The organism is Leclercia barmai (assembly GCF_049312895.1).
Classification (GTDB): Bacteria; Pseudomonadota; Gammaproteobacteria; order Enterobacterales; family Enterobacteriaceae; genus Enterobacter; species Enterobacter barmai.
In genome coordinates, this window is sequence record NZ_JBMNWZ010000002.1 from 326,977 (window position 1) to 342,918 (window position 15,942).

Sequence of the window (15,942 nt, forward strand, 5' to 3'; positions counted from 1 at the left end):
GTTAATTAAGGTTCATATGTCTGCTAAGCACAATTCTGCGAATAATCAAATAAATCCCCAAATAATGTGAATAACCACATAGGGTTAATTAGCAATAAATACATAAATTTCAAGCATTTAATTATTTTTACCATCCGGTTGGTCATGTCATTCTCTTAAACTATTTTAATTTCCTGATGAAAGGTAAGGTTTAGTAAGGATATATTTATAAGGATTTTCTTATAAGCGCACGGCTGATATTATGAATTCAGCCGGTGCCAGAAATGAATATCGGATCACATACACGGAGAACAGAATAACTTTATTCTGTGGTGAACTATCATTAACGCTGATGATTTACCAGGTTACATAAACGAAGATAAGGGAATAGTTATGGCAGTCTCGGATATGATTAACAAGCTCAACACACAGATGAACCTTGAGTTTCACGCATCAAACCTCTACTTGCATCTCAGCGACTGGTGTTCAGAACATAAGCTAAATGGTTCCGCAACCTTCCTGCGAACCCAGGCGCAGAGCAACGTCACGCAGATGATGCGCGTTTTTGATTTTCTGAAACAATCTGGCGCGATGCCGGTTCTGAAGCCAGTGGATATGTCGGATGAATATTGCACCTGCCTGGAAGCCGTTTTCCAGCGCACCCTGGAAGAGTACGAGCAACGCTGCCAGACGCTTCATCAGTTAACCGATGAAGCGCGGAAAATGCAGGACATCTCCACGCTCAACTTCCTGAATGACATTGAAAAAGATCAGCTGCAGGATGGCGTATTACTGAAAACCATCCTCGAAGAAGTTCGCCAGGCGCGCCGCACCGGCATGGGCCTTGAGCAGACCGATCGTCACCTGCTTAACGTTGTAAACTACCAGCATCATTAATCCTGCATATCCTGCTTAATACCCGGCCCTGTGCCGGGTATTTTCGTTAAAAAAACGTTGCCAACTCTTTGCTTTTTATGAATTTTAACAAATCAGATCTGGCTCCCATCGAATAACCCTTCTTCGTGTAATGATTTGCAAAATTTTGCATTCTTACACGAGGGATACGCATGATTACCGTTGAGTTTCTGGTCATTATTTTGTGCCTGCTAATCGGCACCCGGTTCGGTGGCATGGGGCTGGGCCTGATAAGCGGCATTGGCCTTTTTATTCTCACTTTTGTCTTTGGTCTGCAGCCCGGTAAACCGCCGGTGGATGTGATGCTGACCATCCTTGCGGTTATCGGCTGTGCGGCCACGCTACAAACCGCCGGCGGGCTGAACGTGATGATGCAGTGCGCCGAACGCCTGCTTCGGCGGCATCCACAACACATCATCCTGCTCGCCCCGTTCACCACCTGGATGCTGACCTTCCTGTGCGGCACCGGCCATGTGGTCTATACCATGTTCCCGATTATTGCCGATATCGCGCTGAAAAAAGGGATCCGCCCGGAGCGGCCTATGGCGGTGGCATCTATTGCCTCACAGATGGCCATCACCGCCTCGCCGGTCTCGGTCGCCGTGGTGTCGCTGGTGTCTATCCTGGCCGCGCAGCACGGGATTGGTCACGCATTTGGCATTCTGGAAATCCTTGCCATCTCCGTTCCGGCCTCGCTGTTCGGCGTGGCGATTGCCGCTCTCTGGAGTTTGCGCCGCGGCAAAGATCTGGCCGACGACGAGGAGTTTCAGGCCCGGTTGCGGGACCCCGAGCAGCGTAAATTCATCTACGGCAGCACCGAGACGTTAATGAATGAGCGTTTCCCGAAGCAGGCGTACTGGTCAACCTGGATCTTCTTTGCCGGTATCGCCGTGGTGGTGTTGCTGGGTGCCCTGCCCGAGCTGCGTCCGGCCTTTGAGGTGAAAGGCAAAATGACGGCGCTGTCGATGAACCTGGTGATCCAGATGATGATGCTGATTGCCGGGGCCGTGATGCTGATGGTCTGCAAGGTCAATGCCGCGTCCATCTCAAACGGGGCGGTATTTAAGGCCGGGATGGTGGCGATCTTCTCGGTATTTGGCGTGGCGTGGATGAGCGACACCTTTTTCCAGGCGCATCTGGAGGAGCTGAAGATTGCCCTGGAAGGGGTGGTGAAAAGTCACCCCTGGACCTATGCGATAGTGCTGTTCCTGGTGTCGAAACTGGTCAACAGCCAGGCGGCCGCATTGACGGCGGTGGCACCGATGGGATTAATGCTGGGGATTGAGCCGAAAATGCTGATCGCTTTCTTCCCGGCGTCATACGGCTATTTTGTGCTGCCCACCTACCCCAGCGATCTCGCCTGCATCGGCTTTGACCGCTCGGGCACCACGCGCATCGGCAGGTTCATTATCAACCACAGCTTTATTTTGCCGGGGCTTATTGGGGTCAGCTGTGCCTGTGCGATGAGCTATCTGCTGGTAAAGACCTTTATGTAACTGTCATGCCGGGCGACGCTCGTCGCCCGTTCTCATTATTTTCACAAAACCATTTATAAATTCAAAACGTCGGTTTATTTTAGTGAGATTCGCCCTGCGGCGTGAACTTCAGCTCAATCAGCGCGATGGCTTTCTGTACGGCGCGTAGCGTGACGAGGTCGGCCGACGCAGGATTGCTGGCGAAATCGATGTTTTTCAGCTGGCTCGACATCTTTTCGCGCACCTCTGCGGGGGCGATGATTTCAATCACATCGAGAATTTGTTTGATGACCAGCTGGCATGCAACGACGTCAGAGATCAGCTCCTGATCGGCACTGAGGTTTTGAGACATAGGCTTCTCCTGTTTGAAAGGCCGCCATAGTAGCAAAACGTCAGCGCTGATGCGGCGTACAGGCACAAAAAAACCTGCCGAAGCAGGTTTTTTTATCAGAACATCGCGCCTGGCGGTACGTCCTTGAAGGTCTTGCAGTAGGATTCGAACATGCTTTTCAGGATTTTGCGCAATTTCATCATTATGCTCCGGCTAAATGTTATGCAGGTGTTATTGTTGATGCGCTTATAATATGACCTGCATCACAAAAATCAATCTTTTTGTGATATTCATCACGGCAGTTTATTTAAAGCAAAACAGTGTTCCGATTAAAAATAAAAAGAATTCATGGCGTTAGCAGAGAACTTGTTTCTGTAAATTTTTAAAAAAAAGTTTAAGTGGCAGAGGAAAAATGAGCGAAAATCTCTCCGGCAAAGCGGCAAGCGGGATCTCCCCCGCTGCGCTGTTAGTGGCCGGCGCATTCTTTATGGAGTTCCTGGATGGTACGGTGATCGCCACGGCGCTGCCCGACATGGCGAAGAGCTTTGGCGTGCAGGCGGTGGATCTCAATATCGGCATCAGCGCCTATCTCATCACCCTGGCGGTGCTGATTCCGGCCAGCGGCTGGATCGCCGACCGCTTTGGTGCCCGCAAGGTCTTTACCCTTGCCCTGGCCATCTTTACCCTCGCCTCGGTGCTCTGCGGTCTCGCCACCAGCGTCGATCAGTTCGTCGCCATGCGCGTGCTGCAGGGGATGGGCGGCGCGCTGATGGTGCCGGTTGGTCGCCTTGCCGTGCTGCGCACCACGCCAAAACATCTGTTGATTACCGCCATCGCCACCCTCACCTGGCCCGCGCTGGTGGCGCCAATCATCGGCCCGCCGCTGGGCGGCTTTATTACCAGCTACGCCAACTGGCGCTGGATCTTCTTTATTAACGTCCCCCTGGGGCTGATTGCTATTGTGCTGGCGCTGCGCATCATCCCGGATATCTATGAAGAGACGCGCCGGCCGTTCGATACGCCCGGCTTTATCGCCACCTCGGTTGCCATGGTGAGCCTGGTGTATGCCATGGAGATGATGGGGGCGGAGCAGGTGAATACGACGGTTACCCTCGCGCTGCTGGCGATCGGGATGGTGACCATGATCTATGCCCTGCGCCATTTCAGACGCGCCGAGTGGCCGATGATCCGCCTCGATGCCCTGCAGGTGCCCACGTTTCGCGTGACGATGTTTGGTGGCTCGCTGTTTCGTGCCTCCATCAGCGCCGTGCCGTTTTTGCTGCCGCTGCTCTTTCAGGTGGGATTCGGCATGGACGCGTTCCACTCCGGTTTACTGGTGCTGGCGGTATTCGTCGGCAACCTGACCATTAAACCCGCCACCACGCCGCTGCTGCGCGGGCTGGGGTTCAAAAAGCTGCTGCTGATTAACGGCGCGCTGAACGTGCTGGCCCTGCTGGCCTGCGCCTTCCTGACGCCGCAAACCCCGGTGTGGGTCATCATGCTGATCCTCTATCTTGGGGGCGTGTTCCGTTCCATTCAGTTTACCGCCATCAGCACCCTCGCCTTCGCCGACGTGCCTTCGCCGCAGATGAGCTATGCAAACACGCTGTTCTCCACCGCGACGCAGCTGGCGGTCGGGCTGGGGATTACGCTTGGCGCTATCGGGATCCGCATCGGCGAGCTGTTCAGTGAATTGCTGGGGATGGAATCGCTACCGGGGATCAGCTTCCGGCTGGCGTTTGTCGCCATTGCGCTGGTCTGTCTGCTGGGGATGGTGGATACGCTGCGGCTGGTGAAAGATGCCGGCAGCGCGGTATCCCGAAAACAGGCATAAAAAAAGCCAGCGCAAGCTGGCTTTTTACTGATATTGACAACTTAGCCGATAATGCCGCGAACAAAGGCTTCGATCTCTTTGTCCTGGCAGTTCTCAAAGAAGCACTGCTGGAAACGCTGACCGGTCACTGCCGTTTTAACCAGCTCCGGATCGATAGCGCGCAGGGTGTCGAGATAGTTCTCTTTCACCACCGCCGCTTTAACCTGGTTCAGGATGCCCGCGTTACGAACCTGAGGCTCTTTACGCTCTGGCGGATAACCTTCGCCATTACGGCCGGTGAAGGCTTTTTCAAAGATAAAGCGCACGTTCAGCTCAGCGCCCCAGCCGAAGCCTTTCGCGAATGGCAGGGAAAGTGCGTTACCGTTGTTGATCTGCGCATACAGGAAGGCGTCAGCCGGATCGATGCAGTAACCACACACCACGCCCGGGTGGATGTTCAGGGACATCAGCGCGCCCTGGCCGGTACCGCAACCGGTCACCACGAAATCAACTGCTTTTGAATTCAGCAGGATGCTCGCCATGATCCCCAGGTGAATGTAGGTCAGGTGGTGATCGTTTTCGTCGCTCATCCCAACGTTATAAACCGGGAAACCTTTCTCTTCAGCAACGGCGTTCAATTCCTTGAGGATGATGGCGTTTTTTGGCGCCTGGCTGTTTTCCATCATCAGTGCAATTTTCATTCTTCGTCTCCTGAATGCGATGCGGGGCAACCCGCTGTGAATAGCTTACCTGACCAACCTTACTACTAAGCAAACACACTTTCAAATTAAGTGAAAAATAGTTTCAAAAAACAAAGATGCGCTCACAATTTTGCGATCGTAAGGGTTTTTACCGCCGGCTCAGAACCGTATGACACAGGATTGAAGGAAACGGAGGCTCGTGGCAAAGAGAAGGGACAGAACAGGTGGTTATTCCTGGCATTGCGCTGCGCGTCTGGCGCTAGTATAGGTTATTTCAACGCATTCAGAGTGTTCTATGAAGAGATTATGCACGGTCGGACTGGTGCTGCTGCTGGCTGGTTGCGGCATCACCCGCAAGGCTGAAGTCAGCAGCGTCGATGTCAACTCGGGGGTCGTCAGGCTCGATTATGGTCAGCCACTGTTCCAGACCTCTTATGATGATGCTTACGTAACAAGTGGCACGGCAACCCGCGAATGTCAGGCCATGGGATACAGCACGGCACAGGCCTATGGTCAGCCGATCGAAACCTGTAGCGTGATCAGCGGCTCGCTGTGCCTGAATAAAACCGTGACTATCCAGTATCAGTGCCACGGCTATGCCCCCGTCCCTGCCGTTACGACCTCCGCTTATTACTAATTCTGTTGCCAGCGTCTCTGCTGGCAATAATATTCAGAACACGAAACAGAATAATTCTCATTAATATATTTAAAATAGCCGCAATGCGTTTTATTCCCATTCGTATTATAATTTTTCAAATATTTATTTTACTTTTTGCAAATAAATAAATAACAAATTATAGTGGCGCTCACGTTGACCTGTTAATAATAAAACGGAGCTACACCATGCTTAAAACTGAAATGATCGACAAGCTCAATGAGCAAATGAATCTGGAGCTTTACTCCTCCCTGCTTTACCAACAGATGAGCGCCTGGTGTAGCTATCACAGTTTTGAAGGCGCTGCGGCATTTATGCGTCGCCACGCCCAGGAAGAGATGACACACATGCAGCGTCTCTTTGATTATCTTACCGATACCGGCAGTCTGCCGCGCATCAATCAGGTGGCTTCGCCGTTCGCAGAGTATGCGTCGCTGGACGAACTGTTCCGCGCCACCTACGAGCACGAGCAGCTGATCACCCAGAAAATTAATGAACTGGTTCACGCGGCCATGACCAGCCAGGATTATGGCACCTTTAATTTCCTGCAGTGGTATGTGGCCGAACAGCACGAAGAAGAGAAGCTGTTTAAATCCGTTCTCGATAAACTCTCACTGGCCGGTAAATCGGGTGAAGGGCTGTACTTTATTGATAAAGAGCTGTCGACGCTCGACGCACAAAATTAATATACATGCGGCGCCATCGGGCGCCGCGTTATTATTAATGGCAGCAGATTTTACTTTCGTGGTTGAAAAAGCCCGCATCCAGCCGAATAAATTTCCGCGCTGCCAGAAATGCCACCCGTTCCCCCCATTCCCCTTGCGCTGGCGCAGTAATCGCGTTCGGATTTCATCGCCGCCGCGCCTGATTTAACTCGTAAAAATAACTTTACAGGCATTGTAACGTCGGTTTGACGAACCTGCGCTTTTCCCTTACTCTGCGCCGCAGATTTTGTCGTCGTGACGTTGGGTTTTAGAGGAAAACGTGAAGAACAGAACGCTGGGTAGTATTTTTATCGTCGCCGGAACGACGATTGGTGCCGGAATGTTGGCGATGCCGCTGGCTGCTGCGGGCGTCGGATTTGGCGTTACGCTGGTGTTACTGGGCGTACTATGGGCGCTGATGTGTTATACCGCCCTGCTGCTGCTTGAGGTGTATCAGCACGTTCCCGCCGATACCGGGCTGGGGTCGCTGGCCGGGCGTTATCTGGGGCGATTCGGCCAGTGGATCACTGGCTTCAGCATGATGTTCCTGATGTATGCCCTCACCGCGGCCTATATCAGCGGAGCCGGGGAGCTGATCGCCTCCAGCGTCAACGACTGGTTCAACGCCGATATCTCCCCTACTACTGGCGTGATCTTCTTTACCCTGATTGGCGGGGGCGTGGTCTGCGTCGGCACCTCGCTGGTGGATCTGTTTAACCGCTTCCTGTTCTCGGCAAAAATTATTTTCCTCGTGGTGATGCTGGCGCTGCTTGCGCCGCACATTCATAAGGTCAACTTACTGACGCTGCCGCTGGAGAAAGGGTTAGCGCTATCGGCCATCCCGGTGATTTTTACCTCGTTTGGTTTCCACGGTAGCGTGCCGAGCATCGTCAGCTATATGAACGGCAACGTGCGTAAGCTGCGCTGGATCTTTATTACCGGCAGCGCCATTCCGCTGGTAGCCTACATCTTCTGGCAGCTGGTAACGCTCGGCAGCATTAACTCGTCGAGCTTTATGGGGATGCTGGCCAGCCACAGCGGGCTGAACGGGCTGCTGCAGGCGCTGCGCGAAGTGGTTGCGTCGCCGCACGTTGAGCTGGCGGTGCATCTGTTTGCCGACCTCGCGCTGGCGACCTCTTTCCTCGGCGTGGCGCTGGGTCTGTTTGATTATCTGGCAGATCTGTTCCAGCGCAGCCGGACGGTGAGCGGACGCATCCAGACCGGGGCGATCACCTTCCTGCCGCCGCTGGCCTTTGCTCTGTTCTATCCACGCGGGTTTGTGATGGCGTTGGGCTATGCGGGGGTTGCGCTGGCGGTACTGGCACTGCTGTTGCCATCGCTGCTGGTCTGGCAAAGCCGTAAACACCACCCTGACGGCGACTACCGGGTGCCGGGCGGTAAGCCTGCGCTCAGTCTGGTCTTTGCCTGCGGGATCGTGATAATCCTCGTGCAGTTCGGGATTGCGGCGGGTCTGTTGCCGGAAGTGGGATAAAGCGCATTAATGCCCGGCGGCGCTTCGCTTGCGCGGGCCTACGAAGGGTTTTGTAGGCCGGGTAAGCGAAGCGCCACCCGGCAGAAATGGGCGCTGTTAATGCAGACAGCAGTTCTTGAATTTTTTGCCGCTGCCGCACGGACAAGGGTCGTTGCGCCCTACTTTGGTGCCGTTGATCACCGGCTGCTGAGCGACCGGCTCTTGCGGGTTGGCAATCCAGTAGTTATAGAGGCGCAGCGCTGCCGGGCGAATGCCCTCAATGCTCTGCTGGAACTCCTCTTCGGTTAAGGTATCCAGACGATCAAAGTTCTCTTCGGAACCGTGCAGCGCAATCAGATCCAGATCGGCGCGCAGGGACTCCGGCAGGGACGACCAGTCGGTCAGCGCCACGCCGCGCATATAGCCGAAGCACCACTCTTCCACCACGGTATAGGTTTGCCCCTCGACATCGTTCATGCCGAACATCGGTTCAAACTGATCCGGGTAGTCGCTCAGGCGCTCGGCGATATCGTTCATATGCTTGAAGCAGAGATCGATAAAGCGGTTCATCTCGCGATCGTTCTTCCAGCGCGGAATGTTTTTCTCCCCGCCCCATACCGCCACCAGCCAGCGATCCGGCTCAACCACCATCGGGCCAGACAGTACCGCGGTCAGCATGCCGTCGAGTTCTGAGACGTCCATAACGGACTCGTCGTCATGACCGTAGGTCATTAAGGTCTCTTCCAGCCACTCCATTTCGGTTTCGTTTAACGGGCCTTGGGTCATGGTGCTTCTCCTGCAGAATAGATTCGCGTGCAGGGTAACACAGAAACCGTGCCTTCCCCTGCTAATTGCACGGGCTATGCTGGTGCAAAACGGCGCAAATCGTGACCGTTGCACAACTTATGTGCTTTGTTGTTAATGAGATGTGATCCCCGCTGGAATTTCACTTCGTGCTGCCGGGTGGCTTAAAACGGCGCTCTATACTGAAAATTGTCGAAACATGGCAATAGCTGCCCGTTCTGGCAACCATTTTGCTTAACGTTGTTCTGTCGAGGAGATGCGTCAGAAAACCTCGCCTGTTTCTGCAGTTTGTCGTCCGTATAGTGCAGTCCGTTTAGTGCAATGCTTTTGGATTGGGTACGCCGCAGGGCGTTCGGCTACACAGGGTTCGTGCAAAAAACCACTCAGAAAAGGTACATAATAATGTCGCTGAAATTCATCAGAAGTCCTCTTTCTCTTGTAATGGCAGGCTGCCTGGTCACGGCGTTTTCCGCCCAGGCTGATATCGTGATTGGCGTGGCGGGTCCCTTTACCGGGCCGAACGCAACGTACGGGGATCAGTACTGGCACGGCGCAACGCAGGCTGCGGATGACATCAACGCCGCGGGCGGCATTAATGGCGAGAAGATCAAACTGGTGCAGGGGGATGACGCCTGTGAACCGAAACAGGCCGTCTCGGTCGCCAACCGTCTGGTGGACCAGGATAAAGTCAAAGCCGTGGTCGGCCACTTCTGCTCCTCCTCCACCATGCCGGCCTCCGAGGTTTATAACGACGCGGGCGTGCTGGCTATCACCCCAGGCTCCACGAACCCGCAGATCACCGAGCGCGGCATGAGCGACATGTTCCGCATGTGCGGACGCGACGACCAGCAGGGCCAGGTCGCCAGCGATTTCATTATTGATAAGCTGAAAGCCAAACGGGTGGTGATCATCCACGATAAAGACACCTACGGCCAGGGTCTGGCGGATGCCACCAAAGCGGCGCTGGCGAAACGCGGCGTTAAGGACGTGATGTACGAAGGGCTGTCGCGCGGTGAGAAAGACTTTAACGCCCTGGTGACCAAAATTGGCGCCCAGAAGCCGGACGTGGTCTTCTTCGGCGGTTGTCACCCGGAAGCGGGTCCGCTGGTGCGTCAGATGCGTGAGCAGGGCGTGCAGGCGAAATTCTTCTCCGGAGACTGCATCGTCAACGAAGAGATGGTCACCGCCGCCGGTGGCGCGCAGTACACCAACGGCATCTACATGACCTTCGGCAAAGATCCACGCCTGATCCCGGAAGGCAAAGCGGTGATCGAGAAGTTCCGCGCCAGCAAGTTTGAGCCGGAAGGCTACACCCTCTACTCCTACGCCTCTATCCAGGCCATTGCTGCGGCCTTTAAAGCCGCTGGCGGCGCCGATCCGGCCAAAGCCAGCGAATGGCTGAAGGCCAATTCGGTGGATACCGTGATGGGCAAAAAATCCTGGGACAGCAAAGGTGACCTGAAAGTCTCCGACTACGTGGTGTACCAGTGGGACGACAAAGGTAAATATAAGGAAGTGCAGTAACCGGACGGAATCACGCTCAACGTCGGTATGGCGACATGCCGACGCACTATAACCAACGGGCCGCCTCCCCCGCGGCCTGAAACACGAGCGCGCGATGATGGAAACTTTCTTTCTGCAGCAGTTAATCAATGGCTTAACGCTGGGCTCCGTCTACGGATTGATAGCCATCGGCTACACCATGGTATACGGCATTATCGGCATGATTAACTTCGCCCACGGCGAAGTGTATATGATCTCCGCCTACCTCTGCGCTATCGGCCTGGCGCTCCTCTCCTTCTTCGGGCTGGAATCTTTCCCGCTGCTGATCCTCGGCACGCTGGTCTTTACCATCGTGGTGACGGGGGTATACGGCTGGACCATCGAGCGCATCGCCTATAAGCCACTGCGTAACTCAACGCGTCTGGCCCCGCTTATCTCCGCCATCGGCATGTCACTGATCCTGCAAAACTACGCCCAGATCAGCCAGGGTCCGCGCCAGCAAGGGGTGCCTACCATGCTGGACGGCGTGCTGCGCTTCCACATTGGCGAAGGCTTTGTGCAGATCACCTACACCAAGGTCTTTATTCTTATCGCCTCGTTCACCGGCATGCTGGTGCTCACCTGGATAATCAGCAACACCCGTTTAGGGCGGATGTGCCGCGCGGTGCAGCAGGACCGCAAGATGGCGTCGATTCTGGGCATCAACACCGACCGGATCATCTCCCTGGTGTTCGTGATCGGCGCGGCGATGGCCGGACTGGCGGGGGTGCTGATCACCATGAACTACGGCACCTTTGATTTTTACGCCGGGTTTATCATCGGCATTAAGGCCTTTACCGCCGCCGTGCTCGGGGGGATCGGCTCCCTGCCGGGCGCCATGTTAGGGGGACTTATCCTTGGCATTGCCGAGGCGCAGTTCTCCGGGATGGTGAACTCCGATTATAAAGATGTGTTCTCCTTTGGATTGCTGGTGGTGATCCTTATTTTCCGTCCTCAGGGACTGCTTGGCCGCCCTGTCGTGGCCAAAGTATGAGGGAAGCAAAATGACGTCACAGATCGTTTCGCAGCCCGTGGCTCACGACGGGTTTTCACTTAAACGCTGCATCCTCGACGCCATTTTTGCCGGGATGGTCGCGCTGATTATCTTTGGCCCGGTGGCGGGCGTGGTGCTGGATGGCTACAGCTTTAACTTCGAAGGGCGGCGGCTGGTGTGGATCATCGCCACGGTGATGACCGGGCGTTTTTTACTCAGCGCCTTCTTAATGACCGCGCCGGGCAGACGCGTGCTTGCGCGTTTCGATAACGATAACTCGGGGGTGTACGTCCGCCCGCCGGAGTACAAAAGCCGGATGCGCTGGATCCTGCCGCTGATCGTCACCCTGGCGGTCTGCTTCCCGTTTGTCGCCACCAAATACGTGCTGACGGTGGCGATCCTCGGGTTGATCTACGTCCTGCTCGGGCTCGGGCTGAACATCGTGGTCGGGCTCGCGGGGCTGCTGGATCTGGGCTATGTCGCCTTTTACGCCATTGGCGCCTACGGGCTGGCGCTGGGCTATCAGTATCTGGGGCTCGGCTTCTGGACCATGCTGCCGCTGGCGGCGCTGATGGCCGCCGCCGCCGGGGCCTTGCTGGGCTTCCCGGTGCTGCGAATGCACGGCGATTATCTGGCGATTGTGACCCTCGGCTTTGGGGAGATCATCCGCCTGGTGCTGAACAACTGGCTGACCTTTACCGGCGGGCCGAACGGTATCTCCGCCCCGCCCCCCACCTTCTTCGGGCTGGAGTTTGGTCGTCGGGCAAAAGATGGCGGCGTGCCGTTCCATGAGTTCTTCAACCTGACGTTTAACCCGAACCTGAAGTTCATCTTTATCTACGCCATTCTGCTGCTGGTGGTGCTGCTGGTGCTATACATTAAGCACCGCCTGACGCGGATGCCCATCGGTCGCGCCTGGGAAGCCCTGCGCGAAGACGAGATCGCCTGTCGCTCCATGGGGCTTAACCATGTGCTGGTGAAGCTCTCGGCTTTTACCCTCGGGGCTTCTACCGCCGGGATTGCCGGAGTGTTCTTTGCGACTTATCAGGGATTCGTAAACCCCACCTCGTTCACCTTCTTTGAGTCGGCCCTGATCCTCGCCATCGTGGTGTTGGGCGGGATGGGTTCCACCGTCGGGGTGGTGCTGGCGGCCTTTGTCCTGACCGTCACCCCGGAACTGTTGCGTACCTTTGCCGAGTACCGCGTGCTGCTGTTTGGCGTCCTGATGGTGGTGATGATGATCTGGCGACCGCGCGGGCTGATCCGCATCAACCGCACCGGCTTTGCGGTGCGTAAGGGCGTGGCGCCATGAACGGGACCATCTTGAGCGTTGAGCATCTGATGATGCACTTTGGCGGCATCAAAGCGTTAAACGACGTTAACCTTGAAGTCCAGCGTGGTTCGATCACCGCCCTGATCGGACCGAACGGCGCGGGTAAAACCACGGTCTTCAACTGCCTGACCGGTTTTTACCGCGCCTCCGGGGGCAATATTCTGTTCAATACCCGGAGCAAAACCACCAACGTTATTCAGGTCCTCGGGCAAAAATTCCAGCCGGGGGACTGGATCAATCCGGCGCAGTTCGGCCAGCGGTTGTTCTACAAAATGTTTGGCGGCACTCACCTGGTGAACCGCGCCGGGCTGGCGCGTACCTTCCAGAATATCCGCCTGTTCCGCGAGATGTCGGTGGTGGAGAACCTGCTGGTGGCCCAGCACATGCGGGTGAACCGCAACCTGCTGGCTGGGGTGCTGAATACGCCTGCATACCGCAAGGCGGAAAGCGACGCCCTGGACAGGGCTTTCTACTGGCTGGAGGTGGTGGACCTGGTGGACTGCGCTAACCGGCTCGCGGGCGAGATGTCCTACGGCCAGCAGCGGCGGCTCGAAATCGCCCGCGCCATGTGCACCGGGCCGGAGATGATCTGTCTCGACGAGCCCGCCGCCGGGCTGAACCCGGTGGAGACGCACACCCTGAGCAACATCATTCGCTATCTGCGGGATCACCACGACATCACGGTGCTGCTGATTGAGCATGATATGGGGATGGTGATGGAGATCTCCGATCACATCATCGTGCTCGACCACGGGGATGTGATTGCCCAGGGGAAACCGGAGCAGATCCAGCACGACGAAAAAGTCATTGCCGCCTATCTGGGCACCGATGAGAGCGAGGTGAGCGTATGAGTGAGGCAATGCTGGAGTTTCGTCAGGTGGACGTTTACTACGGGGTGATCCAGGCCCTGAAGCAGGTCTCCCTGCAGGTGCATCCCGGCGAGACCGTGGCGCTGATCGGTGCTAACGGGGCCGGAAAATCGACGTTGCTGATGTCGATTTTCGGCCAGCCGCGGGTACGTAACGGGCAGATCCTCTTTTGCGGCGACGATATCAGCCATAAATCGACCCACTATGTGGCGTCGGGCGGCATTGCCCAGGCCCCGGAAGGACGGCGCATCTTCCCGGATATGACCGTCGAAGAGAATCTGCTGATGGGCACCATCCCCATCGGCAATCAGTATGCGGCGGAGGATCTGCAGACGATGTTCGACCTGTTTCCGCGCCTGAAGGAGCGGCGCAAACAGCGGGCGATGACCATGTCCGGCGGCGAACAGCAGATGCTGGCCATAGCCCGCGCCCTGATGAGCCGGCCCAAATTACTACTGCTGGATGAGCCGAGCCTGGGCCTCGCGCCCATCGTGGTGAAACAGATTTTCCAGACCCTGCGGGAGCTGGCGCGCAACGGGATGACGATTTTTCTCGTGGAGCAGAACGCGCACCACGCCCTTAAGCTCTCCGACCGCGGCTATGTGATGGTCAACGGGCAGATCCGCCTGAGCGGCAGCGGCGAAGAGCTGCTGGGCAATCAGGATGTCAGAAAAGCCTATCTGGGGGGCGTGTAACCGTTATGCGGGGCTGACCCGCTACGGATGGAGATCGTCCGGCAGCTGGTCGTAGTCCACCTTTTGCAGCTTAAAGTTGGTCACCCAGGATTTGCCCGCATCCTGCTCCGAGACAAACGGGTAGGACGGCGTCAGCTCTTTCGTCTGGATCCCGGTCCACGCCGAGAAGAAATCGAGGAAATCATTGGCGGAACGCCGGGCGTTGATCAGCCGGTGTTCTGTATCGTCGCTCGACATGATCATAAAAGGTACCTGATAGTTTTGCTGGTAAGCATCACCGTGGGCCATATATTGCCCCCCGGTCAGGCGGGCTTTATAGGTGAGACCGTGATCGGAGAAGTAGACCATCGAGAAAGTTTCGCCGGTGTTTTGCAGCTGCTGATAGAGCTGCTTTAACAGGGCGTCGGTCTGGGTGATGCTGTAGATATAGCAGGAGGTCTCTTTCGACTGCACGAACTCGGCGTATTTGCCCTGGGTGCGTTCACAGGCCTGCGGGTGGGAGCCCATCAGATGCAAAACGATCAGCCGGGTCTCCTTGCGCGGAGCTGCAAGCACCTGCTGCGTCATCTGCAATAAGGCTTCATCCCGGGGATTGTTTTCATCTTCGTAGTAACCCTTTCTGAGAAACTGCACGTCATCGGCCCGCTTGGCAATACTGGCAATGGCCGTATCGTACTCGCCAATCTGCCCCTGATTGGAGAACCACCAGGTCTGGAATCCGGCGCGATTCGCCAGGGTGACAAAGTTGTTCTGATACTCCGGGGTATCACCGCTGACCCGGCTCAGGGAGTGCCCGAGAGAGGTTTGCGTGGAGGCGCTGGAGGAGACAAAATCGGTAAAGAGCGTTCCCTTCACGGCGCTGGCAAAGGGGGTGTTATTCCACTGCCCGCCAAAGGCGCCCAGCGCATCCCGGCGCGCGCTTTCGCCGATCACCACCACGTAGTTCTGGTAGCGGGGCTTTACCCCCAGCACGGTCCAGTTGTCCTTCATTTTGGCCAGTTCCAGCATATGGGCTTTTTCTGTGACCACTTCCCGGTTGTTGATCACCACGTCCTTCACGAAACGGAATACCGGATAGCCCACGTCCATCAGGGTGAAGTTCCCCCAGTACACCAGGTTTTTAAGGGGGGTCATAAAGAAACAGAGGATGGCGAAAACCAGATACAGCATATCTAAACGGCGTAAAGCCTGTTTGGGGATAATTTTACGCCGCAGCGCAATCACGCCTAATGCCAGAATAACAAATGACACCAGGTAGCTGTGCCACGGGAATATCGTCAGGATCTCGACGGACTCATTAAAATTAGTGGAATGTAATGCTAAAAGCGTATTGAAATTAGGCGCACCATAGGCTTGTTGAAAAGGAAAGTACAGGGCGGCCAGCAGACTACAGAGGGCAATAACCCCTTTCTGCAGGCGGGGAGTTATTCGCCAGAGTACTAACAGCACGCAGCAAAATGCCACCGAATAGACTGGGCTGAATGAATAGCCGAAAGAATAGTTTATCAGCACCGACTGCAGATAATAAAAGGCGATCCAGGGATTAATCGTAATATCGCGGATCCACAGGGTATATTTGCTAGCTGTTATATTCATATTTATCGTAATCCGCAGTTTGTCGCAGCGAAACGCTAACGACAAGGATCAACAAACCGCCGGGA

The 15,942-nt window shown here is 55.6% G+C and carries 16 protein-coding genes; 11 read left to right on the top strand and 5 right to left on the bottom strand.

Translation table 11 applies throughout. The features are described from left to right. Positions 1–372: 372 nt before the first annotated feature. Both ACOYA6_RS09920 and ACOYA6_RS09925 read left to right on the top strand, forming a co-directional pair. Entirely contained in the window at positions 373–876 is a 504-nt protein-coding gene (locus ACOYA6_RS09920) for a non-heme ferritin-like protein (protein ID WP_138369372.1), read from the top strand. Positions 877–1,046: 170 nt separating this feature from the next. Then, positions 1,047–2,390 (top strand): anaerobic C4-dicarboxylate transporter, encoded by a 1,344-nt coding sequence (locus ACOYA6_RS09925; protein WP_422654614.1) that lies wholly within the window; start codon positions 1,047–1,049, stop codon positions 2,388–2,390. A gap of 79 nt (positions 2,391–2,469) precedes the next feature. Here ACOYA6_RS09925 and ACOYA6_RS09930 read toward each other — a convergent pair whose 3' ends face one another. Together ACOYA6_RS09930 and azuC are read right to left on the bottom strand one after the other, a co-directional pair. Next, positions 2,470–2,721 carry a DUF2766 family protein gene (locus tag ACOYA6_RS09930; RefSeq protein ID WP_422654615.1) on the bottom strand — a complete coding sequence of 84 codons (252 nt, stop codon included), beginning with the start codon at positions 2,719–2,721 and terminating at the stop codon, positions 2,470–2,472. A gap of 95 nt (positions 2,722–2,816) precedes the next feature. After that, the gene (azuC, locus tag ACOYA6_RS09935) at positions 2,817–2,900 is read right to left on the bottom strand and encodes a stress response protein AzuC (RefSeq protein WP_098946254.1); all 84 of its coding nucleotides are present in this window, start codon (positions 2,898–2,900) and stop codon (positions 2,817–2,819) included. A gap of 212 nt (positions 2,901–3,112) precedes the next feature. On the opposite strand from azuC, the gene ACOYA6_RS09940 reads away from it, so the two are divergent. Continuing rightward, the gene (locus ACOYA6_RS09940) at positions 3,113–4,534 is read left to right on the top strand and encodes an MFS transporter (RefSeq protein WP_422654616.1); all 1,422 of its coding nucleotides are present in this window, start codon (positions 3,113–3,115) and stop codon (positions 4,532–4,534) included. A 41-nt stretch (positions 4,535–4,575) separates the two neighbouring features. On the opposite strand, the gene ACOYA6_RS09945 is transcribed toward ACOYA6_RS09940, so the two are convergent. Then, the gene (locus ACOYA6_RS09945) at positions 4,576–5,214 is read right to left on the bottom strand and encodes an RpiB/LacA/LacB family sugar-phosphate isomerase (RefSeq protein ID WP_422654617.1); all 639 of its coding nucleotides are present in this window, start codon (positions 5,212–5,214) and stop codon (positions 4,576–4,578) included. Between the two features lie 295 nt (positions 5,215–5,509). Here ACOYA6_RS09945 and yecR point away from each other — a divergent pair, with 295 nt between their 5' ends. The 3 genes from yecR to tyrP all read left to right on the top strand — a co-directional run bounded on the left by yecR (position 5,510) and on the right by tyrP (position 8,065). Beyond that, a complete protein-coding gene (gene yecR / locus ACOYA6_RS09950) occupies positions 5,510–5,851 on the top strand; it encodes a YecR family lipoprotein (protein WP_422654618.1) in 342 nt (113 codons plus the stop codon). A gap of 206 nt (positions 5,852–6,057) precedes the next feature. Next, on the top strand, positions 6,058–6,555 hold the full coding sequence (gene ftnA, locus ACOYA6_RS09955) for a non-heme ferritin (protein WP_039030871.1): 498 nt from the start codon (positions 6,058–6,060) through the stop codon (positions 6,553–6,555). 298 nt (positions 6,556–6,853) lie between these two features. Beyond that, entirely contained in the window at positions 6,854–8,065 is a 1,212-nt protein-coding gene (tyrP, locus tag ACOYA6_RS09960) for a tyrosine transporter TyrP (protein ID WP_422654619.1), read from the top strand. A 96-nt stretch (positions 8,066–8,161) separates the two neighbouring features. Here the strand turns inward: tyrP and ACOYA6_RS09965 are convergent, their stop codons facing one another. Beyond that, positions 8,162–8,830 (bottom strand): YecA/YgfB family protein, encoded by a 669-nt coding sequence (locus tag ACOYA6_RS09965; protein WP_039030873.1) that lies wholly within the window; start codon positions 8,828–8,830, stop codon positions 8,162–8,164. A 420-nt stretch (positions 8,831–9,250) separates the two neighbouring features. Between ACOYA6_RS09965 and ACOYA6_RS09970 the strand changes: the two genes are divergently transcribed. From ACOYA6_RS09970 to ACOYA6_RS09990, 5 genes are all read left to right on the top strand, one after another. Beyond that, the gene (locus ACOYA6_RS09970; RefSeq protein WP_039030874.1) at positions 9,251–10,372 is read left to right on the top strand and encodes a branched-chain amino acid ABC transporter substrate-binding protein; all 1,122 of its coding nucleotides are present in this window, start codon (positions 9,251–9,253) and stop codon (positions 10,370–10,372) included. A gap of 97 nt (positions 10,373–10,469) precedes the next feature. Then, positions 10,470–11,384 carry an ABC transporter permease subunit gene (locus ACOYA6_RS09975; protein ID WP_039030925.1) on the top strand — a complete coding sequence of 305 codons (915 nt, stop codon included), beginning with the start codon at positions 10,470–10,472 and terminating at the stop codon, positions 11,382–11,384. Between the two features lie 10 nt (positions 11,385–11,394). Further along, entirely contained in the window at positions 11,395–12,696 is a 1,302-nt protein-coding gene (livM, locus tag ACOYA6_RS09980) for a high-affinity branched-chain amino acid ABC transporter permease LivM (RefSeq protein WP_197057139.1), read from the top strand. After that, positions 12,693–13,568 (top strand): ATP-binding cassette domain-containing protein, encoded by an 876-nt coding sequence (locus tag ACOYA6_RS09985; RefSeq protein WP_039030875.1) that lies wholly within the window; start codon positions 12,693–12,695, stop codon positions 13,566–13,568. The genes livM and ACOYA6_RS09985 overlap by 4 nt, the downstream gene beginning before the upstream one ends. Further along, entirely contained in the window at positions 13,565–14,281 is a 717-nt protein-coding gene (locus tag ACOYA6_RS09990; protein ID WP_039030876.1) for an ABC transporter ATP-binding protein, read from the top strand. The genes ACOYA6_RS09985 and ACOYA6_RS09990 overlap by 4 nt, the downstream gene beginning before the upstream one ends. 21 nt (positions 14,282–14,302) lie before the next feature. Here the strand turns inward: ACOYA6_RS09990 and ACOYA6_RS09995 are convergent, their stop codons facing one another. After that, on the bottom strand, positions 14,303–15,877 hold the full coding sequence (locus ACOYA6_RS09995; protein ID WP_422654620.1) for a phosphoethanolamine transferase: 1,575 nt from the start codon (positions 15,875–15,877) through the stop codon (positions 14,303–14,305). Positions 15,878–15,942 lie beyond the last annotated feature (65 nt).